This is a genomic window from Variovorax sp. PBL-E5, assembly GCF_901827185.1.
Taxonomy (GTDB): Bacteria; Pseudomonadota; Gammaproteobacteria; order Burkholderiales; family Burkholderiaceae_C; genus Variovorax.
The window spans coordinates 388,886-410,270 of the sequence record NZ_LR594673.1 but is presented as its reverse complement, the minus strand read 5'-3'; the positions used below and the strand labels follow the sequence as shown (position 1 = coordinate 410,270).

The following is a 21,385-nucleotide window of genomic DNA, read 5'->3' as shown; positions in this document are numbered from 1 at the left end:
ATGTACGTTGCCGTCAAGGGCGGAGAAGCCGCCATCCTCGCCAGCTACCGCCTGCTCGCCGAACAGCGCCGCGGTGCCGGCACGACGCCCGAGCTCGGCGTCGCGCAGATCCGCGAGCAGCTCAAGCTCGCGGTCGACCGCGTGATGACCGAGGGCTCGGTGTACGACCCCGAACTCGCGGCACTGGCGATCAAGCAGGCCGCGGGCGATCTGGTCGAGGCGATCTTCCTGCTGCGCGCCTACCGCGCCACGCTGCCGCGCCTGGGCACCAGCGTGCCGCTGGCCACCGCGCGCATGGAACTGGACCGCCGCATCTCCGCCACCTTCAAGGACCTGCCGGGCGGACAGGTGCTCGGCCCGACCTACGACTACACGCAGCGGCTGCTCGACTTCTCGCTGCTGGCCGCCGGCCAGGAGCCCGCGCGCAAAGATCAGATGCACGCGGCCAACGACGCCGCGCCTGCCGAGGTGCCGCGCGTGGTCGACCTGCTCGACCACGAAGGCCTGATCGAGAAGCGGCCCGTGCCGCCCGGCGATCCGGCGCCGGTGGACCTCACACGCGAACCGCTGCGCTTTCCGGCCGACCGCGCGACGCGGCTGCAGAACCTCGCGCGCGGCGACGAGGGCTTCCTGCTCGCGATGGCCTATTCGACGCAGCGCGGCTACGCGGGCAGCCATCCCTTCGTCGGGGAGATCCGCTTCGGCAGTGCGGCGCTCGAGATCGAGCCCGAAGAGCTCGGCTTCGCGATCTCGATCGGCGACATGGAGATCACCGAGTGCGAGATGGTCAACCAGTTCGCCGGCAGCAAGACCGAGCCGCCGCAGTTCACGCGCGGCTACGGGCTCACGTTCGGCCATTGCGAGCGCAAGGCGATGGCGATGAGCCTGGTCGACCGCGCACTGCGCGCCGACGAACTCGGCGAGGCGGTCAAGGCGCCGGCGCAGATGCAGGAGTTCGTGCTCTCGCACAGCGACAGCCTCGAGGCCTCGGGCTTCGTGCAGCACCTGAAGCTGCCGCACTACGTGGACTTCCAGGCCGAGCTCGAACTGGTGCGCCGCATGCGCGCCGCGACGCCCGCTGCCGTCGGAGATGAAGAATGAATGACGAGAATTTCAACTTCGCCTACCTTGACGAGCGCACCAAGCGCATGATCCGCCGCGCCATCCTCAAGGCAGTCGCGATCCCCGGCTACCAGGTGCCCTTCGGCTCGCGCGAGATGCCGCTGCCCTATGGCTGGGGCACCGGCGGGATCCAGGTGACGGCCGCGGTGATCGGTCCGCGCGAGGTGCTCAAGGTGATCGACCAGGGCTCGGACGACACCGTCAATGCGGTCAACATCCGCCGCTTCTTCGAGCGGACCACCGGCGTGCGCACCACCACGCGCACCACCGAGGCGACGTTGATCCAGACCCGCCACCGCATTCCCGAGGCGCCGCTCGCCGAGGGCCAGGTGCTGGTCTACCAGGTGCCGGTGCCCGAGCCGATGCAGCGCCTGGAGCCGCGCGAGCGAAGCACCCGCACGCTGCACGCACTGGCCGAGTACGGGCTGATGCACGTGAAGCTCTACGAGGACATCGCACGCTTCGGCCACATCGCGACCACCTACGACTACCCGGTGCTGGTCAACGGCCGCTACGTGATGTCGCCGTCGCCGATCCCGAAATTCGACAACCCGAAGATGCACATGAACCCTGCACTGCAACTCTTCGGCGCCGGCCGCGAGAAACGCATCTATGCCGTGCCGCCCTACACGCCGGTCGAAAGCCTGAGCTTCGAGGACCATCCCTTCGAGGTGCAGCGCTGGGATGCGCCGTGCGCGCTGTGCGGCGCGACCGACAGCTTCCTCGACGAGATCATCACCGACGACCGCGGCACGCGCATGCACGTGTGCTCCGACTCCGACCATTGCCGAACGCGCCAGGCCGAGGCGGCCGTCGAGGTCGGTCCGCTGGAGGAGGTCGCGTCATGAGCCGCCCGGCCGTTCCGAAGGCGAATACCGCAGCGCTGCTGCGCGAAGGTACTCCAGTGAGCCATCCCCTCTTGCGCGTGCGCGGCATCGGCAAGCGCTATGGCGAGCGCGTCGCGGTCGAGAACGCCTCTTTCGATCTCTGGCCCGGCGAGGTGCTCGCGGTGGTCGGCGAATCGGGTTCCGGCAAGACCACGCTGCTCGATGCGGTCGCGGCGCGCAGCCGGCCCGACAGCGGCAGCGTCGAATTCCTCACGCGCGACGGCCGCCTCGAGGACGTGTTCGCGATGAGCGAAGCTTCGCAGCGGCTGCTCGCGCGCACCGACTGGGGCTTCGTGCACCAGAACGCGGCCGACGGCCTGCGCATGGACGTCTCGGCCGGCGCCAACGTCGGCGAGCGCCTGATGGGCCTCGGCCATCGGCACTACGGGCGCCTGCGCGCAACGGCCGGCGAATGGCTGCAGCGCGTGGAGATCGACCCGCGCCGCATCGACGATGCGCCGCGCACCTTCTCCGGCGGCATGCGCCAGCGGCTGCAGATCGCGCGCAACCTGGTCACCGCACCGCGCCTGATGTTCATGGACGAACCGACCTCGGGCCTCGACGTGTCGGTGCAGGCGCGCCTGCTCGACCTGCTGCGCCAGCTCACGCGGCAGATGCAGCTCGCGGCCATCGTCGTCACCCACGACCTCGCGGTGGCGCGGCTGCTCGCGCACCGCATGATGGTGATGCACAAGGGCCGCGTGGTCGAAGCCGGCCTCACCGACCAGCTGCTCGACGATCCGCAGCATCCCTACACCCAGCTTCTCGTTTCCTCGGTGCTCCAGCCATGAACCCGCCCCTGCTGCAACTGCGCGGCGTCGCCAAGCGCTTCACCCTGCATCATCAGAACCGGCTCGAACTCTCGGTGTTCGACGGCATCGACCTCGATGTCGCGGCCGGCGAATGCGTGGTGCTCGACGGCGCCTCCGGCCTCGGCAAGAGCACGCTGCTCAAGCTCGTCTATGCGAACTACCGTGCGAGCGCGGGCCGCATCACGGTGCGGCCCGCGGGCGGCGAAGCGGTCGAAGTGACCGAGGTCGCGCCGCGCGAGCTGGTGCGCCTGCGGCGCGACACCATCGGCTACGTGAGCCAGTTCCTGCGCGTGATCCCGCGCGTGGCGGCGCTCGACGTGGTGGCCGAGCCGCTGGCCGAGGACGCGGGCGACGACGCCGGCGCGATCGAGGCCGCGCGCGAGACCGCGCGCGCCTGGCTCGCGCGCCTTCGCATCCCCGAGCGCCTGTGGGAGCTGCCGCCGGCCACCTTCTCGGGCGGCGAACAGCAACGCATCAACATCGCGCGCAACATGATCAAGCCCAAGCCGCTGCTGCTGCTGGACGAACCCACGGCCTCGCTCGATGCCGCCAACACGCAGACCGTGATCGAACTGATCCGCGAGGCGACTGCGCGCGGCGCGGCCATGGTCGGCATCTTCCACGACGCGGAGGTCGGCGCCGCCGTCGCCACGCGCCGCGTCAACGTCGCAGACTTCAAGAGGATCCGATGAACGCCAACGCAGTTTTCAGCAACGCCTGCATCGTGCTGCCGCAGGAGATGGTCCGGGGCAGTGTGTCGGTGGTCGACGGCCGCATCGCGCGGCTCGACCACGGCCACACCGCCGTCGCGTCGGCGATCGACATGGAGGGCGACTACTTGCTGCCCGGACTGGTCGAGGTCCACACCGACAACTTCGAGCGCCACCTGATGCCGCGGCCGAAGGTGCAGTGGGCCGAGCTGCCGGCGCTGCTCGCGCACGATGCCGAGGTCGCCGCGGCCGGCATCACGACCGTGTTCGACGCGCTGGGCGTCGGCGAGGCCGATACCGAAAGCCTGCGCGGCAGCACCTGGGACAAGGTGCTCGGCACGCTCGACACCTGCATCGTGCAGGACCTGCTGCGCGCCGACCACCGGCTGCACGTGCGCTGCGAGCTGCCGGCGCCCAACACGGTCGCGCTGTTCGAGCCCTTCCATGCGCACCCGCGGCTGTCGATGCTCTCGCTGATGGACCATACGCCGGGCCAGCGCCAGTGGGAGAACATCGACATCGCGCGCATCTACTACACCGGCAAGAAGGGCTGGAGCCACGAGAAATTCGAGCGCCGCGTGGCTGAGGCCGGGGAGCAGCAGGCGCGCTATGCCGAGCCGCACCGCCGCCACTTCGTCGATTACTGCCGCACGCACGGTATCGCGCTCGCGAGCCACGACGACACCACGGTCGCGCATGTCGAGCAGGCGCATGCGGAAGGCGCCAGCATGTCGGAATTCCCGACCACGATGGCGGCCGCGCGGGCGGCGCGCGAGCGCGGGCTCTCGACCATCATGGGCGGGCCGAACGTGGTGCGCGGCGGCTCGCATTCGGGCAACGTCGCGGCCGCCGAACTGGCACGCCACGGATTGCTCGACATCCTGTCCTCCGACTACGTGCCGAGCAGCCTGCTGAGCGCGGTGATGCGGCTGGTGGACGACGGCATCTACACACTGCCGCAGGCGGTGGCGACAGTCACGAGCGCGCCGGCGCGCGCCACCGGCCTGCCCGACCGCGGCGCGATCGCGCCCGGCCTGCGCGCCGACCTCGTGCAGGTGCGCATGACCGAGCTTCCGGGCGGCGCGCGCCACGCCGTGGTGCGCAGCGTCTGGCGCGAAGGGCGGCGCGTGCTCTGAGCGCCGCGCGCTGACATCTGCACGTCGCCGTCCTGTCAACGGGCGGTCATGCCTTTTCTTCAGACTCCTGTTGTCTAGACGACTTGGGAATTCCATGGAAACCATCCTGCGCATCCGCCAGCTCAACAAGCATTTCGCCAACGGCCGGCACGCACTGCGCGACGTCAATCTCAATGTGCAGCGTGGCGAGATGGTGGCGCTGATCGGCGCCTCGGGCTCCGGCAAGTCCACGCTGCTGCGCCATCTCGCCGGCCTGGTGACCGCGGACGGCGGGAGCGAGTCGCTGGTCGAGATCGACGGCCGCCGCGTGCAGCAGGGCGGGCGCATCCACCGCGACATCCGCAAGGTGCGCGCGCAGGTCGGCTTCGTGTTCCAGCAGTTCAACCTGGTGGCGCGGCTGCCGGTGCTGGTGAACGTGCTGGTCGGCTCGCTGCACCGCACGCCGTGGTGGCGCGGCTGGCTGCGCGCGTTCACGGCCGAGGAGCGCGTCCGCGCGCTCGAAGCGCTGACGCGTGTCGGCATCGCCGACTGCCATGCGCAGCGCGCCTCGACGCTGTCGGGCGGACAGCAGCAGCGCGCCGCGATCGCCCGCGCGCTGGTGCAGGGCGCCCGGGTGGTGCTGGCCGACGAGCCGATCGCTTCGCTCGACCCCGAGTCCTCGCGCAACGTGATGGAGATCCTCGCGCGCATCAACCGCGAAGACCGCTGCACCGTGATCGTCTCGCTGCACCAGGTCGACATGGCGATGAAGTACTGCCCGCGCGTCGTCGCACTCAACCAGGGCCAGGTGGTGTTCGACGGGGCCTCCTCGGCGCTGACGCCGGCGCTGCTGCACAAGCTCTACGGCGTGCAGGCCGAAGAACTGCTCGCGCCGCCGATGCGGCCGCAGGACGGCGCCAATGTGCACGTGCTGCCGTCGGCACTGCGCCCGATGCCCGCGGCCCAGGCCGCCTGATTTTTCCTACCCAACCTTCGGAGTTTTCCATGATCAAGAAACTGTGCGCGGCCGTGGCCATCGGCTTTTGCATGACAGGCGCTTTCGCGCAGGCCGACAGCATCAACTTCAGCATCATCTCGACCGAGACCTCGCAAAGCCTCAAGCAGGTCTGGCAGCCGCTGCTCGACGACATGAGCAGGCAGACCGGCCTGAAGGTCACGCCCTTCTTCGCATCGGACTATGCCGGCGTGATCGAGGCGATGCGTTTCAACAAGGTGCAGCTCGGCTGGTTCGGCAACAAGTCGGCCATGGAAGCGGTGGACCGCGCCAATGGCGAGGTGTTCGCGCAGATGGTCAATGCCGACGGCACCGAGGGCTACTACTCGCACCTGATCGTCAACCGCGACAGCCCGCTCAACACGCTCGACGACGTGCTCAAGAACGCCAAGAACCTGAGCTTCGGCAACGGCGATCCGAACTCGACCTCGGGCTACCTCGTTCCGGGCTACTACGTGTTCGCCAAGAACCACCTCGACGCCAAGACCCTCTTCAAGGTCACGCGCAGCTCCAACCACGAAGCCAACGCGCTGGCCGTGGCCAACAAGCAGGTCGACGTGGCGACCAACAACAGCGAGAACATGGAGAAGATCAAGGAGCACTTCCCCGAGAAGTTCAAGGACATCAAGATCGTCTGGACCTCGCCGCTGATCCCCCTGGACCCGCTGGTCATGCGCAAGGATGTGCCCGAGGCGACCAAGACCAAGATCAAGAACTTCTTCTACAACTACGGCAAGACCGACGCGCATGAGAAGGAAGTGCTGATGAAACTGTCGAAGCTCTCGGGCTTCAAGGCTTCCAGCGACAAGCAACTGCTGCCGATCCGCCAGCTCGACCTGTTCGGCCAGCGCACCAAGCTCGAAGTCGACGCGGCCGTGAGCGAGGACGACAAGAAGGCGCGCATCGCCGAGATCGACAAGAAGCTCGCCGCCCTGAACTGAGCCACGCACGCCGCACCGCACGACCGCAGCCATCGCCATGCAACCGACCGTTCTCACCCCGCGTCCCGCGCTCGCGGTCATGGCGGCGCCGCGGCGCAGCCTGGCCGCGCAGTTCGGCTGGGCCATCCTGCTGGCGCTGCTGGTTGCATCGTGGAAGGGCGCCGACATGCGGCCGCTCGACCTCTGGCGCGACTCGGGCAACATGGCGACCTACGCGGCCGAGTTCTTTCCGCCCAACTTCACGCAGTGGCGGATGTACGTGGAAGAGATGGTGGTCACGCTGGAGATCGCGCTCTGGGGCACGGCGCTCGCGGTCGTCACCGCGGTGCCGATGGCGCTGCTGGCCTCGGCCAACATCGTGCCGTGGTGGGTCTACCAGCCGATGCGCCGCCTGATGGACAACTGCCGCGCCATCAACGAGATGGTGTTCGCGATGCTGTTCGTGGTCGCCGTCGGCCTGGGCCCGTTCGCCGGCGTGCTGGCGCTGTGGGTGCACACCACCGGCGTGCTGGCCAAGCTCTTCGCCGAGGCCGTGGAGGCGATCGATCCGCAGCCGGTCGAGGGCATCCGCTCGACCGGCGCCAGCGCGCTGCACGAGATCATCTACGGCGTGATCCCGCAGGTGATTCCGCTGTGGATCTCGTATGCGCTGTACCGCTTCGAGTCGAACGTGCGCTCGGCCACCGTGGTGGGCATGGTCGGCGCGGGCGGCATCGGTGTCGTGCTGTGGGAAATCATCCGCGGCTTCCAGTACGCCGAAACCTGCGCGGTGATGATCATCGTGGTCGTCACCGTGAGCGCGATCGACCTCGTGTCCGCGCGCATCCGAAAGCTTTTCATCTGAGAGAGATCCGCCCGTGCCTTTGACCGTCGACGAAATCGCCAGCCTGCTCGGCACACGCGGCCAGCGCCAGTACGGCCGCGAAGCGGTCAGCCAGCTCGACCATGCGCTGCAGTGCGCGCAGCTCGCCGAGGCGAACGGCGAAACGCCCGAGACCGTCGTCGCGGCCTTGCTGCATGACCTCGGCCATCTGCTGGCGGCCGAGCCGGATCGGCCCGCGCCGCCGGCGCGCGACGACCTGCACCAGTACATCGCGCTGCCTTTTCTTCGCCACCTGCTGCCGGCCGCGGTGCTGGAGCCGATCGGCCTGCACGTCGACGCCAAGCGCTACCTTTGCGCGGTGGATCCCGGCTACCACGGCACGCTGTCGCCCGCCTCGCAGCGCAGCCTCGAACTGCAGGGCGGCGTCTATTCGGCCGAGGAAGCGGTCCGCTTCATCGAGAAGCCCTTTGCCGCCGAGGCGGTGCGGCTGCGGCGCTACGACGACGGGGCCAAGGTGCCGCGCAGGCCGACGCCGGAACTACCGCACTTCATCCGAACCCTGGCGCGCGTCTCGTTGCGCTGACACGGCGAATCCGGGCCGCCGTGCCCGAGAGTAGTGGGCCGAAAAAGATGGCATGTCATCAATTGATGTACCATCCAATGCATGGCGCTGCGCCCCGACCAGGTCCGAAACTCCTTCCCCACCGCCGTCTCTCAACTGGCACGCCTGTGGCGCCGCGCGCTGGATGTCGAGCTGCAGCCGCTCGGCATGACCGAGGCCACCTGGCTCGCATTGCTGCATGTCTCGCGGGCGAAAGAGCCGCTGCGCCAGAAGGACCTGGCCCTGTCGCTCGGGCTGGACAGTTCCTCGGTCGTGCGCCTGCTGGATCTCCTGCAGACGGCCGCCTACATCGAGCGGCAGGAGGGCGCGGATCGCCGTGCCAAGACGATCACGCTGACGCCGCGCGGCAAGGTGGTGGTGGCGCAAGTGGAGAAGGTCGCCATTGACGCGCGCCGGCGGCTGCTCAGTGTCATTCCGGCTGCGGAACTCGAAGCGGCGCTCGCGGTGATCGTGCGGATTTCCGAGGCGGTCTCGGAGTCGATAGAGGCGTCGGTATGACCTTCGCCCCGGCGAAGCGCCCGCCGCTCTGGCTTCTGGTCATCATCACCATCAGCGGGACGATGGCCATGCACATGTTCGTGCCGGCGCTGCCCTACGCAACGGCAGACCTTCGCGCGCCGGTCGGCCAGATGCAGATGACGGTCAGCTTCTACATCATCGGACTGGCCGTCGGACAGCTCTTCTACGGCCCGATGTCCGACAGCCTCGGCAGGCGGCCGATGCTGATCGCGGGGCTCGCGCTGTACACGGCCGGCGGCCTGGCCGCGGCGCTGGCGCCCGGCGTCTACACGCTGGTGGGCGCGCGGCTGGTCCAGGCGTTCGGGGGCTGCGCGGGCCTGGCGCTGGGCCGGGCGATCGTGCGCGATTCGACGCACTCGGAGGACATGGTGCGCCAGCTGGCGCTCATGAATCTGATGATCATGGTCAGTCCCGGACTGTCGCCGATGGTCGGCGGCGTCGTCTCGACGGCGCTGGGATGGCGCGCCATCTTCTGGCTCACTGCGGCGCTGGGCGCAGCGACACTGGTCATCACCTGGAAGCTGCTGCCGGAAACTGCGCCGCCCGGGCGCTCGCTGAGCATCGGAACGCTGGCGAGCGACTACCGCGCGCTGCTGCGCTCGCGCCGCTTCGTCGGCCTCGCGCTCGGAGGAGGGTGCGCGACGACGGCCGTCTATGCCTTCATCGCCGCGGCACCTTTCATCTTCGTCACCGACCTGCATCGGCCGGTGCACGAGGTCGGCCTGTACCTCGGCCTGCTCATCTTCGGGATGAGCTTCGGCAACGCGTTCACCGGTCGCATGGTCGGAAAGATCGGGGTCGAGCGCCTGATGCTGGCCGGCAATGTGCTGAGCATCGTCAGCGCTGCCGGGTTGCTGGCCACGGTCCTGCTGGGGCGGCTCGACGTGGCCGGCACCCTGGTGTGGATGTTCCTGTTCACGTTGGGAACCGGGATCACCAGCCCGGCTGCATTGACCAAGGCCATCAGCGTGAACCCGCAGCTGACGGGATCGGCGGCCGGCCTCTACGGCTTCGCGCAGATGGCGACCGGCGCCGTCTGCACCTTGCTGGTCGCGTTGGGCGACGATCCGGCGCGCTCGGCCACGACCGTGCTGCTGGCGGCCGCGCTGACGGCGTTCGTGGCGTTCAGGGTGGCCCTGGGCGGCAAGTCCGAGCTGGTCTCGACGTAGGCGGGCGCACCCGCGCCTAGCGCCCTCTACTCGGCTTCGATGCCCGCGGCCGTCACGATGCGGCCCCACTTCTGCGATTCGGCGGTCTGGAACTTCGCCAGTTCTTCGGGCGAGGTGGTGTACACCTCGGTGCCGGTCGGCTCGTAGAAGCCGGTCCGGGCGGCGTCGCTCCTTGCGGCCTTGACCAGCAGCTCGTTCAGCCGCTTCACCATCGCGGGCGGCGTCCGCGCAGGCGCGTAGGCGGCGAACCAGTAGCCCATCTCGTAGCCCTTGACGCCGGCCTCCGAGATCGTCGGCACGTCGGGCGCGAGCGGCGATCGCCTGGCGCTGGACATGCCGAGCGCGCGCAGCTTGCCGGCCTTGACCTGCGGCAGGCCGGTCGCGGTGTCGGTGATCATCATGCTGATCTGGCCGCCCAGCAGGTCGGTCACGGCCAGCGTGTTGCTCTTGTACGGGACGTGCAGCAGCTTGATGCCGGCCATCTGCTGCAGCAGTTCGCCCGCCATCCGGCTCGATGAGCTGCCGCTGCCGAAGCTGTACTTGCCCGGCTCCTTCTTCGCGAGCGCGACGAACTCGGCCACGGTCTTTGCCGGAAACGATGGGCTCACCACCATGATCTGCCCGCCCTTGCCGAGCGCCGTGATCGGTGCGAAATCCTTCACCGGATCGTAGGGCAGCTTCTTGAACAGGTGCTCGTTCGCCGCGTGCGTGGTGTTGGTCGTGATGAGCACCGTGTAGCCGTCGGGCGCGGCCTTGGCGACGTTCTGCGAGGCGATGAAGCCGCTGGCCCCGGCCTTGTTGTCGACGATGACCGGCTGCCTGGTCTCGGCCCCGACGCCGTTGGCCAGGGTGCGCGCGATCTGGTCGGTCGCGGTGCCGGCTGCGAAGGGCACCACGAAGGTGATGGCCTTGTCGGGAAAGCCCTGTGCCTGCACCAGCAGGGGTCCTGCGGATGCCAGGATGGCGGTGGCCATTGCCAGCGAGCGGTAGCGGATCATGGGGGTGTCTCCTGATGGAATGAGGCAAGAAAAGAATCAGCGCCCGGCGGGTCCGGCGAGCAGGTGTTCGAGATCGCGCGGCACATCGATCGGCAGATCGAGCAGCAGGAAGGACAGCGCCTTGCCGTGCGTGTCGAGGTTGAGCGCGTCGTTGACGCCGCCGTCGAGCACCGCATCGAGAACGAAGTTCATGGCGTGCAGCTTCGGCAGCAGGAAGCGCTGCACCCGGCTGGGCATGCGGTAGCGGAACTGGTCGGCGACGACGTCGGGCGTCAGTTGCGCGACCAGCAGCGGATAGAGCGCCGGATGCCAGGCGATCACGCTGATGTTGGAGCGATCGCCCTTGTCGCCGGTGCGTCCGTGCGCGGCGCGAAAGAGCGGGACGGTGTGGGCCATGGTCATCCCTCCACCATCTCGAAACGCGCCGGCACCGCGTCGCGCGGCAGCAGGCACGAGATCGTGCTGAGCCGGGGCGTGAGCATGCTGCGCACACCGCCGCCGCCGGCGGGCCCGCAGGTGTAGAGCGCCGTGACTTCGCGCCCGAGCCGTTCGGCCTCGCCGCGGTCGGCATGCGTCGCGGCAACGCGCAGCCGCACGTCGCGCGCGCCCGAGTCCGGCATCGCCGCCAGCGCGCGCCCGGCATCGTCGCCGAAGAGGCTGAGCGCGCCGACCAGGTCCACGCGCAAGCGGAAGCCGGGCAGGCGGCTGCGCAGGATGTCGGCCGCGAGCCTCGCGCGCGCTTCGGCGCGGGCGCCGGCATAGGAGATCTCGCTCTCCGCGAGCCAGCCGCCTTCGTGGCAGACGTTCACCTTGTAGTGGCTCGGCCTGGCATGCCCCTGCACCCCGGCGAGGCGAACGCGATCGTCGCCTTGCGTCTGCACCTCGGCCTCGCTGATGTCGGCCACCACGTCGGGCGTCAGGTAGGCGGCCGGGTCGTGCACCTCGTACAGCAGTTGTTCCTTGACCGTCGCGGCGCTGACCAGACCGCCGGTGCCGTCGGCCTTGCCGATCACGCACTGGCCGTCGGCCTCGATCTCGGCGATGGGGAAGCCCACGCGCGCCAGGCCCGGCACGTCCTTGAAGCCGGGGTCCGCGAAATAGCCGCCGCACACCTGCACACCGCATTCGAGCAGGTGGCCCGCCATGGTGGCGCGGCCGAGCGAGGTCCAGTCGTCGCTTCGCCAGCCGAAGTGCGACATCGCCGGGCCGACCGTGAGCGACGGGTCGGCCACGCGGCCGCACACCACGATCTGCGCGCCGGCGTCCAGTGCGGCCGCGATCGGCTCGGCGCCGATGTACGCGTTGGCGCTCACGATGCGCAAGCCGTCGAGCCGATCGCCGAGCTGATCGTGCAGCAGTGCGCGCTGCGCCGGCGACGCGAGGTCGTCGCCTTCGACGACGGCGATCCGGGGCACGGCATGCCCGAGCTCGCGAGCGATGCGCGCGATGTGGCGCGCCGCGGCGCGCGGATGGGCGGCGCCGAAGTTGCTCACGATGCGGATGCCGTGCGCCAGGCAGCGCCCGAGCACCGGCCGCAGCATGTCGTCGAGCAGGGGCTCGTAGCCCGATTCGGGATCGGCGCGCCGGCGCAACTGCGCCAGCGCCAGCGTGCGCTCGGCCAGCGTCTCGAAGATGAGAAAGGCGCGTTGTGCGGCGGGGCCTTGGGCCAGCCGCGCGATCAGCGTGTCGACCACCGGGCCGGCGGCGTCGGTCCGGTCGCCGGAGAAGCCGGCCGCGCAGCCGATGAGCAACGGGGGTCGCTGGGGCGTGTTCATGCGCGGACTGTAGGCGCCCGAGGCCGATCCGTAAAATCGAAACTTCGGATCGACTGATCCAAAGCACGGATAAGCAACCACGACCGCCATGAAGCATCCCGACCTCTCCGCCCGGCAGCTTCGCGCCTTCGTTGCACTGGCCGATCAGCGCAGCTTCACGCGCGCCGCACAGACCTGCCACCTGTCGCAGCCCGCGTTCAGCGCGCTCATTCGGGCCCTCGAGGAAACGATGGGCGCCCGCCTGTTCGACCGCGACACGCGCAGCGTGCACCTCACGCCGGAGGGTTCCCTGTTCGAGGATTCCGCGCGCCGGCTGCTGGAGGACATGGGCAGCGCATTCGAAAGCCTGGCGAGCCACGTCGAACTTCGCAAGGGCCGCGTGCGGGTGGCGGCCTTGCCCTCGCTGGCAGCCGGCTGGCTGCCGGCGGTGTTCGCCGAGTTCATGACGGCGTGGCCGGGCATCACGCTCGACCTGCGCGACGCGCTGTCCGACGCCTGCGTCGCCATGGTGCGCAACGGCGAGGTGGACTTTGCGCTGGCCGCGTCGGGCGCCACTGCGGCGGCCAGCGATCTGCGCAGCCGCAAGCTGTGCTCGGACCGCTTTCATCTGGTTTGCCGGGTCGACCATCCGCTGGCGAAAGAGACGCGCCTCACGATGAAGAAGATCGCGCCCTGGCCGTTCATCCAGATGGCGCGCCACAGCAGCGTGCGCCAGTCGCTGGATGCCGCGCTGCATCCGCTGCGGCTCAACGCGGTGTTCGAAGTCGAGCATCTGGCGACGGTCATGGGCCTGGTCGAAGCGGGCCTCGGCATCAGCGTGGTGCCGGCCCTGACGCTGTTTCACTTCCGTCGCGAAACGTTGGCGACGCGGCCGCTTCCGCTGCCCTCGCTCACCCGCACCGTGCACCTGGTGAGGCGGCGGGATGGCAGCCTCTCGCTGGCGGCGCAGGCACTGCACGACCTGATCGTTGCGCGCATCGGCAAGCTGGCATTGGGCTGAACGCCCGGCCTCGTTGGCGAACCCGCCGCTGCCGCGTTCGCCGAGAATCCTGCCATGAAAAAACCCACTTCACCGGCTCTTGCGGACGCGACGGCCAGCCCGCCGGGTTCTGCGCATTCGAGCCTGTCGCTGGCGCGCAGGCTTCGCCTGCAGCAGCTGGTGCTGTTCGAAAGGGTCGTGGAGACAGGCTCCATTCTCGCGGCGTCGCGCGAGCTGGCATTGACGCAGCCGGCCGTCAGCAAATCCATCCATCAGCTCGAGCAGCAACTGAACGGGCTTCTGTTCGTGCGCAGCAAGCGCGGCGTGGTGCTGACGGAGTTCGGCAGCCTGTTCGAGCGCCACACGAAGACCGTGCTGGCCGAGCTGCGCTACATGGCACAGGACCTGAACGGCTGGCAGACGGGAAGCTCGGGCCACGTCGTCGTCGGAACGCTGATCGTCGCTTCGGCGACGCTGCTGCCCGAGGCGATCACGCGGCTGCGGAAAGCGGTGCCCGACGTGGTGATCACGGTGCGCGTCGGACCGAACTCGACCCTGTTTCCGGCGCTGGCGCGCGGCGAACTGGACGTCGTGGTCGGCGTGCTGCCCGACGGCGCGTCCACCTTGCTGCGCGACGAGATCGAACGCACGCGACTCACGCATGTACCGCTCTACGAGGAAGCCATGTGCGTGGTGGTCGGAAAGGGCAACGCGCTGATGCGCCGGCGCAAGCTGCGCCTGGCCGACCTGCACGCGCTCGAATGGATCGTGCCGACGCAGGAGTCGGTGGCCTATGCGTCCGTCCGGTCCTTCTTCGAGAAAGAAGGGCTGGCCATGCCGCGGCGCGTGGTCGAGTCGGTGTCGATCCTGACCAACCTCGGGCTCCTCGCGAGCAGCTCGGTGGTCGCGCTGATGCCGCAATCGGCCGCCGAGCGCTTCGCGCAGGCCGGGCTGCTCGGCATCCTGCCGCTGGAGGGTCCGGGTCCGTTCTGCGAAGTCGGCTACACGATCCGCTCCGACCGTGCGCCGAGCGCGGCCACGCAGCGCCTCCTGGCCGTGCTGCACGATGCCGGCCAGCGATTCCATCGCTCGCACTGAGCCGGACTGGCTTCGCGGGCAAAGGGCCCATGTATTCCGGACGGCTATATCGGAGGAAGAACAAATCATTATTCAAGAATAGATCGACTGCCTAGACTTCGGCGACCTGCTTGTCGGAGTCTGTCGTGACCACACCCTTTTCCCTGCCACCTGCGCTGAGTTCCCTGCGCAACTACGTCGATGGCGAATTCGTTTCCACCGGCAAGCGCTTCGACAACGTCAGTCCCCTGCACGGCAAGGTGCTGGCCCAGGTGCACGAGGCCGATGCGGCGCTGGTCGATCGGGCGGTCAGGGCCGCGCGCAAGGCGCTGGCCGGCCCCTGGGGCCGCATGAGCGTCGAGGAGCGCGCCGGGATGCTGCATCGCGTGGCCGATGTCATCGAGCGGCGCTTCGACGAGTTCGTCGCCGCCGAGGTGGCCGACACCGGGCGGCCGGTCGAGCAGGCCAGGGCGCTGGATGTCTACCGGGGCGTCGCCAACCTGCGCACCTTCGCCGACCTCGGCAAGGTGGCGCATGGCGACTACTTCGAAACCCGTCTCGCCAGCGGCCAGAACCTGATGAACTACACCGTGCGCAAGCCGCTCGGCGTGATCGCCAGCATCTGCCCGTGGAACCTGCCGCTGCTGTCGATGACCTGGAAGGCAGGCCCGGCGCTCATCTGCGGCAACACCATGGTCGTCAAGCCGTCGGAAGAAACGCCTTCGTCGGCGACCCTGCTGGCCGAGGCCTTCCACGAAGCCGGCATGCCGCCCGGCGTCTTCAATCTCGTGCACGGCTTCGGCCCCGGTTCGGCCGGCGAGGCGATGACCCGGCATCCCGATGTCGATGCAGTCACCTTCACCGGCGAGTCGCGCACCGGTGCCGCCATCATGAAGGCGGTGGCCGATGGCGTGAAGGACATCTCCTTCGAGCTCGGCGGCAAGAACGCCGCGGTGGTGTTTGCCGACGCCGACTTCGACGCCGCCGTGGAGGGCGTCGTGCGCTCGAGCTTCTCCAACTCGGGCCAGGTGTGCCTGTGCTCGGAACGCGTCTATGTCGAGCGCCCGATCTTCGAGAAGTTCGTCGCCGCGATGAAGGCCCGGACCGAGGCGCTGAAGATCGGCTGGCCCGACGAGCCCGGCGTCTTCATGGGTTCGCTGATCTCGCACGAGCACCGCGACAAGGTGCTCTCGTACTACGCGCTGGCGGTGCGGGAAGGCGCGACGGTGGTGACCGGCGGCGGTGTGCCGAAGTTCGGCGACGAGCGCGACAACGGCGCCTTCGTGCAGCCGACGATCTGGACCGGCCTGGCCGACGACGCGCGCTGCGTGCGCGAGGAAGTGTTCGGGCCGGTGTGCCACATCGCGCCCTTCGACAGCGAGGACGAGGTGATCGGCCGGGTCAACGGTACGCCGTACGGACTCGCGGGCTGCGTGTGGACCACCGACCTGTCGCGTGCGCACCGCGTCTCGCGCCGCTTCCATGTCGGCATCGTGTGGATCAACACCTGGTTCTCGCGCGACCTGCGCACGCCGTTCGGCGGCTCCAAGCTGTCGGGCATCGGGCGCGAAGGCGGACGCCACTCGCTCGACTTCTATTCCGAGACGACCAACATCTGCGTGGCGGTCTGAGCCGCGCCCGGATCGAGATTCTTTCATTCATGCCCCGAGGAGTTGTGCCGTGGACCCGCATCTGACATCGATCGCCGACCAGCTCTGGCAGGCGGAACTCACCCGCGAACCCATCGCGCCGGTGCGCGACCGGCTCGCGGAACTGGCGGCGGGCGCGGACCTGCTCACGGCTGCCTACCAGGTCCAGCAATTCAACACGCAGCGCCGCATCGAGGGCGGCGCGCGGCTGGTGGGTCGCAAGATCGGCCTGACCTCCGTCGCGGTGCAGCGCCAGCTCGGCGTCGATTCGCCCGACTTCGGCGCGCTGTTCGCCGACATGGCGGTGGGCGACGGCGAGGAGATCGCGGCGTCGCGGCTGATGCAGCCCAAGGCGGAGGCCGAGATCGCGCTGGTGCTCGAACGCGATCTGCCGCACGGCAAGCACACGGTGGCCGACCTGATCGCCGCGACGGCCTATGCGCTGCCGGCCATCGAGGTGGTGGGCAGCCGCATCGCCAACTGGGACATCCGGCTGGCCGACACCGTGGCGGACAACGCGTCGTCGGGCCTGTTCGTCCTCGGCACGCGGCCGGTGTCGCTCGGCCGGCTCGATCTGGCCGGCTGCGGCATGACGATGGAGCGCCGCGGCGAACCGGTGTCGGTCGGTGCCGGCGCGGCCTGCCTGGGCAACCCGTTGAACGCCGCCGTCTGGCTCGCGGACACCCTGGCGCGGCTCGGCACGCCCCTGCGTGCGGGCGACGTGCTGATGACCGGCGCGCTGGGCCCGATGGTGGCCGTGCAGCCCGGCGATGTCTTCACGGCGCAGATCGAAGGCCTCGGCGCGGTCAGCGCGGTCTTCGGCCACTGATTCGCAACTTCCGGACGCTTCCATGAACCCCGACTCCCGCATCCCGGTCGCCATCATCGGCTCCGGCAACATCGGCACCGATCTGATGATCAAGGTGCTGCGCAACGCACGCCATCTGTCCATGCAGGCCATGGTCGGCATCGACCCGCAGTCCGACGGCCTGGCGCGCGCGCAGCGCATGGGCGTGGCCACCACCGCCGAAGGCCTGGACGGCCTGCTGAAGCTGCCCGGCTTCAAGGACATCGGCATCGTCTTCGACGCCACCAGCGCCGGCGCGCATGCGCGCCACGATGCTGCGCTGCAGTCGCACGGCGTGCAGGTGATCGACCTCACGCCCGCCGCCATCGGCCCCTATGTCGTGCCGGTGGTCAATCTCGAGCAGCACCTGGACGCGCCCAACGTCAACATGGTCACCTGCGGCGGCCAGGCGACCATCCCGGTGGTGCGCGCGGTCTCGCGCGTCGCGCCCGTGCACTACGCCGAGATCGTCGCTTCCATCGCCAGCAAGTCCGCCGGCCCCGGCACGCGCGCCAACATCGACGAGTTCACCGAGACCACGTCCAGGGCGATCGTCGAAGTCGGCGGCGCGGCGCACGGCAAGGCCATCATCGTGCTCAACCCCGCCGAGCCGCCGCTGATGATGCGCGACACGGTGTACTGCCTGACCGATCTGGCCGCGGACGAGGACGCCATCGCGGCGTCGGTGCGGCAGATGGTGGCCGACGTGGCCGCCTACGTGCCCGGCTACCGGCTCAAGCAGCACGTGCAGTTCGAACGCATCGACGGCGATCGCCGCATCAACGTGCCCGGCCTCGGCCTCTCGCAAGGCCTCAAGGTCACGGTGCTGCTCGAAGTCGAGGGCGCCGCCCACTACCTGCCGGCCTATTCCGGCAACCTGGACATCATGACCAGCGCCGCGCTGGCCACCGCCGAACGCATGGCGGCCCGCCGGCTGGCCGCACACGTCGCCGCATGAAGAAGGGGAACACCATGAGCACATCCGACAAGAAAATCTACGTGTCCGACGTCACGCTGCGCGACGGCATGCACGCGATCCGCCACCAGTACTCGCTGGAGCAGGCGCGCCGCATCGCGCGCGCGCTCGACGAAGCCCGCGTCGACAGCATCGAGGTGGCGCACGGCGACGGCCTGCGCGGCTCGAGCTTCAACTACGGCTTCGGCGCCCACAGCGACATCGAGTGGATCGAGGCGGTCGCCGGCGTGCTCAGGCATGCGAAGGTCGCGACGCTGCTGCTGCCGGGCATCGGCACCTTGCACGACCTGCGCGCCGCCTACGACGCCGGTGCGCGCATCGTGCGCGTGGCCACGCACTGCACCGAGGCCGACATCTCGAGGCAGCACATCGCCTACGCCCGCGAACTCGGCATGGACACGGTCGGCTTCCTGATGATGAGCCACATGAACACGCCGGCCGGCCTCGCGCAGCAAGCCAAGCTGATGGAGAGCTACGGCGCGCAGTGCGTGTACGTGGTCGACTCCGGCGGTGCGATGAACATGAACGACATCGCCGAGCGCTTCAAGGCCTTCAAGGACGTGCTGAAGCCCGAGACACAGACCGGCATCCATGCGCACCACAACCTGAGCCTGGGCGTCGCCAACAGCATGGTGGCGCTGGAACACGGCTGCGACCGCGTCGATGCCAGCCTCACCGGCATGGGCGCGGGCGCGGGCAATGCGCCGCTGGAGGTGTTCATCGCCGCGGTGGACCGCATGGGCCTGAACCATGGCTGCGATGTGCGCCGGCTGATCGACGCGGCCGAGGACATCGTGCGCCCGCTGCAGGTGCGGCCGGTGCGGGTGGACCGCGAGACGCTGGCGCTCGGCTACGCGGGCGTGTACTCGAGCTTCCTGCTGCACAGCGAGGCGGCGGCGCAGCGCTATGGCCTGTCGGCCTTCGACATCCTGGTGGAGCTCGGTCGGCGCCGCATGGTGGGCGGGCAGGAAGACATGATCGTCGACGTGGCGCTGGACCTGCTCGACAAGGCTGCGCACCAGCACACGCATGCAGAACCCACAATGAGCGAGGCGGCATGATGACCACCGTCCAGGAAGCGGCCGCGTTGCTCGATGGCGCCGCGCATGCGCGGCACGATGTCGAACAGTTTCCGTCCGGGCAATTCACGCTGGCCCGCGCCTACGAGATCCAGCGCGCCTCGATCCAGCGGCGCATCGAGCGCGGCGAGCGCCACAAGGGCATCAAGCTCGGCTTCACGAGCCGCGCCAAGATGATCCAGATGGGCGTCGACAGCCTCATCTGGGGTCTGCTCACGGACGCGATGGTCGAGGAGGACGGCGGCGTCGTGGACCTCGGCCGCTACATCCATCCGCGGGTCGAACCCGAAGTGTGCTTCGTGACCCGCAGGACCATCGACGCGCCGCTCACCGCGCTGGAGGCGGCCGATTGCATCGAGGCCGTCGCGCCGGCGATGGAGATCATCGACTCGCGCTATCGCAACTTCAAGTTCAGCCTCGAGGACGTGGTGGCGGACAACTGTTCGTCGGCCGGCCTCGTGGTCGGCGCCTGGTCGCGCAACTTCGACGCCCTGGCCAATGCGGGCGTGCGCATGCAGTTCGACGGCCGCGATGTGCAGGTGGGTTCGACCGCGGCCATCCTCGGCCATCCGCTGCGCTCGATCGTGCAGGCCTCGCGCCTGCTGCATGGCGCGCAGATGAGCCTGCCCGCAGGCTCGCTGATCATGGCCGGCGCCGCCACCGCGGCCGAGGCGCTGCGGCCCGGCGTTCATGTGCAGTGCCGCATCGGCAGCGGCACCGGCGCGCTCGCAAGCGTGGCTTTCCATGTGGCCGGCTGAGCCGGCTCCTCTCCCCCATTCATTGAAGGTTCTCTCATGACATCGTTCTCGATATCGCGTCGTCGCGCACTCGTGGTGGCCGGGCTGGCCGCGGCGCTGGCCACCAGCGCGCTGGCCGAAACCTATCCCGCCCGCCCGCTCACCCTGATCGTCCCCGGTCCGGCCGGCGGCACGCCGGACATCGTCGCGCGGCAGGTCGGCCAGCAGCTTCGAAGCGCGCTGGGACAGAGCGTCATCGTCGAGAACCGCGCCGGCGCGAGCGGCAACATCGGCGTCAGCGCGGCGGCGCGGGCGGCGCCGGACGGCTATACGCTGCTGATGGGCTTTGCCCAGACCATGGCGATGAATCCGGTGGTGTTCAAGAAGCTGCCCTACGACCCGGTGGCCGACTTCGTGCCCATCGCACGGCTGGTCGAGTTCGAACTGGCGCTGACGGTGCCGGCATCGGTGCCGGCAACGAACATGGCCGAGCTGCTGGCCTGGCTGAAGGCCCACGCGGACAAGTCGGCCTTCGGATCCTTCGGTGCCGGCACGCCGTCGCAGTTCGCCGGCGAGATGTTCAACCGCAAGGCCGGGCTGAAGATGGTGCACGTGCCTTACAAGGGATCGGCGCCGCTGGTGACCGACCTCATCGGCGGGCAGGTGCAGCTCGGCTTCGTGGTGCCGCAGGTCGCGATGCCGCACGTGAAGAACGGCACGCTGCGCATCATCGCGGTGACCGGCGCGCATCGCGACCCGAGCATGCCGTCGGTGCCGACCATGAAGGAGCTGGGATACGAGAACGTCGTCGCCGGCGGCTGGTACGGCCTGTTCGCTCCCAAGGGGACGCCGGCCGATGTCGTCGCTCGCCTCGAGAAGGCCGTTGCCCAGGCGATGAAGTCGCCCGAGCTGACCAAGTTCATGGCCGAGCAGGACCTCAGCCCCGCCTACCAGGGCGGGCGCGACTTCGCTGCATTCCAGCAGTCGGAGATCGCACGCTGGCGCGCGGTGGCGGCCCAGACCCACTTCAAGGCCGAAGAGTGAACCCGCTGACCCAGGAGACGCCATGACATCCCAGGACAAGCCCGCCGGCGAAGCCCGCGTCGTGGCCGGCAAGGCCACCCCGCGCGGGCGCTTTCCGCACCTCAAGCGCGCAGGCGACTTCCTGTTCGTCTCCGGCACCAGCTCGCGCCGGCCCGACAACAGCTTTGCCGGCGTCGCGGTCGACGCGATGGGCGTGACCGCGCTCGACATCCGGGCGCAGGCGCGCGCCGTGATCGAGAACATCCGCGACATCCTGCAGAGCGCCGGCGCGGACCTGTCCGATCTGGTCGAGACCCAGGCCTTCCTCGTCAACATGAACGACTTCGGCGGCTACAACGAAGTGTGGGCCGAGTTCTTCGACTACGACGGCCCGACCCGCACCACGGTGGCCGTGCATCAGCTGCCGCATCCCCATCTGCTGATCGAGATCAAGGGCGTGGCCTACAAGCCGCAGAAAGCCCGGGATTGACGATCACCGCTGTCAAAGGA

At 69.0% G+C, this 21,385-nt stretch carries 23 protein-coding genes; 20 read left to right on the top strand and 3 right to left on the bottom strand.

The window, feature by feature from the left end; translation table 11 throughout:
• The 11 genes from WDLP6_RS33885 to WDLP6_RS33835 all read left to right on the top strand — a co-directional run bounded on the left by WDLP6_RS33885 (window position 1) and on the right by WDLP6_RS33835 (window position 9,735).
• Window positions 1-1,101: a carbon-phosphorus lyase complex subunit PhnI gene (locus WDLP6_RS33885; RefSeq protein WP_162595660.1), complete on the top strand. Its 1,101-nt coding sequence runs from the start codon at window positions 1-3 to the stop codon at window positions 1,099-1,101.
• The gene (locus WDLP6_RS33880; protein WP_162595659.1) at window positions 1,098-1,970 is read left to right on the top strand and encodes an alpha-D-ribose 1-methylphosphonate 5-phosphate C-P-lyase PhnJ; all 873 of its coding nucleotides are present in this window, start codon (window positions 1,098-1,100) and stop codon (window positions 1,968-1,970) included. Before WDLP6_RS33885 ends, WDLP6_RS33880 begins: the two co-directional genes overlap by 4 nt.
• The gene (gene phnK / locus WDLP6_RS33875) at window positions 1,967-2,800 is read left to right on the top strand and encodes a phosphonate C-P lyase system protein PhnK (RefSeq protein WP_162595658.1); all 834 of its coding nucleotides are present in this window, start codon (window positions 1,967-1,969) and stop codon (window positions 2,798-2,800) included. The genes WDLP6_RS33880 and phnK overlap by 4 nt, the downstream gene beginning before the upstream one ends.
• Window positions 2,797-3,513 (top strand): phosphonate C-P lyase system protein PhnL, encoded by a 717-nt coding sequence (phnL, locus tag WDLP6_RS33870; RefSeq protein ID WP_162595657.1) that lies wholly within the window; start codon window positions 2,797-2,799, stop codon window positions 3,511-3,513. Before phnK ends, phnL begins: the two co-directional genes overlap by 4 nt.
• Window positions 3,510-4,667, top strand: coding sequence for an alpha-D-ribose 1-methylphosphonate 5-triphosphate diphosphatase (locus WDLP6_RS33865; RefSeq protein WP_162595656.1), 1,158 nt, complete (start codon window positions 3,510-3,512; stop codon window positions 4,665-4,667). Before phnL ends, WDLP6_RS33865 begins: the two co-directional genes overlap by 4 nt.
• Window positions 4,668-4,761: 94 nt before the next feature.
• Window positions 4,762-5,622, top strand: coding sequence for a phosphonate ABC transporter ATP-binding protein (gene phnC / locus WDLP6_RS33860; protein WP_162595655.1), 861 nt, complete (start codon window positions 4,762-4,764; stop codon window positions 5,620-5,622).
• 29 nt (window positions 5,623-5,651) lie between these two features.
• Window positions 5,652-6,602 (top strand): phosphonate ABC transporter substrate-binding protein, encoded by a 951-nt coding sequence (gene phnD, locus WDLP6_RS33855; protein ID WP_162595654.1) that lies wholly within the window; start codon window positions 5,652-5,654, stop codon window positions 6,600-6,602.
• Window positions 6,603-6,639: 37 nt separating this feature from the next.
• The gene (gene phnE, locus WDLP6_RS33850) at window positions 6,640-7,446 is read left to right on the top strand and encodes a phosphonate ABC transporter, permease protein PhnE (protein ID WP_162595653.1); all 807 of its coding nucleotides are present in this window, start codon (window positions 6,640-6,642) and stop codon (window positions 7,444-7,446) included.
• 13 nt (window positions 7,447-7,459) lie between these two features.
• A complete protein-coding gene (locus WDLP6_RS33845; RefSeq protein ID WP_162572075.1) occupies window positions 7,460-8,008 on the top strand; it encodes a phosphonate degradation HD-domain oxygenase in 549 nt (182 codons plus the stop codon).
• Window positions 8,009-8,089: 81 nt separating this feature from the next.
• Window positions 8,090-8,545 (top strand): MarR family winged helix-turn-helix transcriptional regulator, encoded by a 456-nt coding sequence (locus WDLP6_RS33840; RefSeq protein ID WP_162572074.1) that lies wholly within the window; start codon window positions 8,090-8,092, stop codon window positions 8,543-8,545.
• Window positions 8,542-9,735, top strand: coding sequence for a multidrug effflux MFS transporter (locus WDLP6_RS33835; protein WP_162595652.1), 1,194 nt, complete (start codon window positions 8,542-8,544; stop codon window positions 9,733-9,735). The genes WDLP6_RS33840 and WDLP6_RS33835 overlap by 4 nt, the downstream gene beginning before the upstream one ends.
• 26 nt (window positions 9,736-9,761) lie before the next feature.
• Here WDLP6_RS33835 and WDLP6_RS33830 read toward each other — a convergent pair whose 3' ends face one another.
• The 3 genes from WDLP6_RS33830 to WDLP6_RS33820 are packed head-to-tail and all read right to left on the bottom strand — an operon-like array spanning window position 9,762 to window position 12,508.
• Window positions 9,762-10,733, bottom strand: coding sequence for a Bug family tripartite tricarboxylate transporter substrate binding protein (locus WDLP6_RS33830; protein ID WP_162595651.1), 972 nt, complete (start codon window positions 10,731-10,733; stop codon window positions 9,762-9,764).
• A gap of 36 nt (window positions 10,734-10,769) precedes the next feature.
• Complete coding sequence (locus WDLP6_RS33825; protein ID WP_232077712.1) at window positions 10,770-11,129, bottom strand: AtuA-related protein; 360 nt, start codon at window positions 11,127-11,129, stop codon at window positions 10,770-10,772.
• A 2-nt stretch (window positions 11,130-11,131) separates the two neighbouring features.
• Complete coding sequence (locus tag WDLP6_RS33820; RefSeq protein ID WP_162595649.1) at window positions 11,132-12,508, bottom strand: acyclic terpene utilization AtuA family protein; 1,377 nt, start codon at window positions 12,506-12,508, stop codon at window positions 11,132-11,134.
• 88 nt (window positions 12,509-12,596) lie between these two features.
• Between WDLP6_RS33820 and WDLP6_RS33815 the strand changes: the two genes are divergently transcribed.
• The 9 genes from WDLP6_RS33815 (at window position 12,597) to WDLP6_RS33775 (ending at window position 21,365) form a co-directional block, all read left to right on the top strand.
• Complete coding sequence (locus WDLP6_RS33815; protein ID WP_162595648.1) at window positions 12,597-13,508, top strand: LysR family transcriptional regulator; 912 nt, start codon at window positions 12,597-12,599, stop codon at window positions 13,506-13,508.
• Window positions 13,509-13,562: 54 nt separating this feature from the next.
• The gene (locus tag WDLP6_RS33810; RefSeq protein WP_162595647.1) at window positions 13,563-14,585 is read left to right on the top strand and encodes a LysR family transcriptional regulator; all 1,023 of its coding nucleotides are present in this window, start codon (window positions 13,563-13,565) and stop codon (window positions 14,583-14,585) included.
• 125 nt (window positions 14,586-14,710) lie between these two features.
• Window positions 14,711-16,195, top strand: a complete 1,485-nt coding sequence (locus WDLP6_RS33805) for a 2-hydroxymuconic semialdehyde dehydrogenase (protein ID WP_232077711.1) — start codon at window positions 14,711-14,713, stop codon at window positions 16,193-16,195.
• Between the two features lie 49 nt (window positions 16,196-16,244).
• The gene (locus WDLP6_RS33800) at window positions 16,245-17,042 is read left to right on the top strand and encodes a 2-keto-4-pentenoate hydratase (protein ID WP_232077709.1); all 798 of its coding nucleotides are present in this window, start codon (window positions 16,245-16,247) and stop codon (window positions 17,040-17,042) included.
• Between the two features lie 22 nt (window positions 17,043-17,064).
• The gene (locus WDLP6_RS33795; protein WP_162595646.1) at window positions 17,065-18,018 is read left to right on the top strand and encodes an acetaldehyde dehydrogenase (acetylating); all 954 of its coding nucleotides are present in this window, start codon (window positions 17,065-17,067) and stop codon (window positions 18,016-18,018) included.
• A gap of 14 nt (window positions 18,019-18,032) precedes the next feature.
• On the top strand, window positions 18,033-19,097 hold the full coding sequence (dmpG, locus tag WDLP6_RS33790; protein WP_162595645.1) for a 4-hydroxy-2-oxovalerate aldolase: 1,065 nt from the start codon (window positions 18,033-18,035) through the stop codon (window positions 19,095-19,097).
• Entirely contained in the window at window positions 19,094-19,873 is a 780-nt protein-coding gene (locus tag WDLP6_RS33785; protein WP_443083490.1) for a 2-keto-4-pentenoate hydratase, read from the top strand. Before dmpG ends, WDLP6_RS33785 begins: the two co-directional genes overlap by 4 nt.
• A gap of 36 nt (window positions 19,874-19,909) precedes the next feature.
• Window positions 19,910-20,896: a Bug family tripartite tricarboxylate transporter substrate binding protein gene (locus tag WDLP6_RS33780; protein ID WP_162595643.1), complete on the top strand. Its 987-nt coding sequence runs from the start codon at window positions 19,910-19,912 to the stop codon at window positions 20,894-20,896.
• Between the two features lie 22 nt (window positions 20,897-20,918).
• On the top strand, window positions 20,919-21,365 hold the full coding sequence (locus tag WDLP6_RS33775; protein ID WP_162595642.1) for a RidA family protein: 447 nt from the start codon (window positions 20,919-20,921) through the stop codon (window positions 21,363-21,365).
• Window positions 21,366-21,385 lie beyond the last annotated feature (20 nt).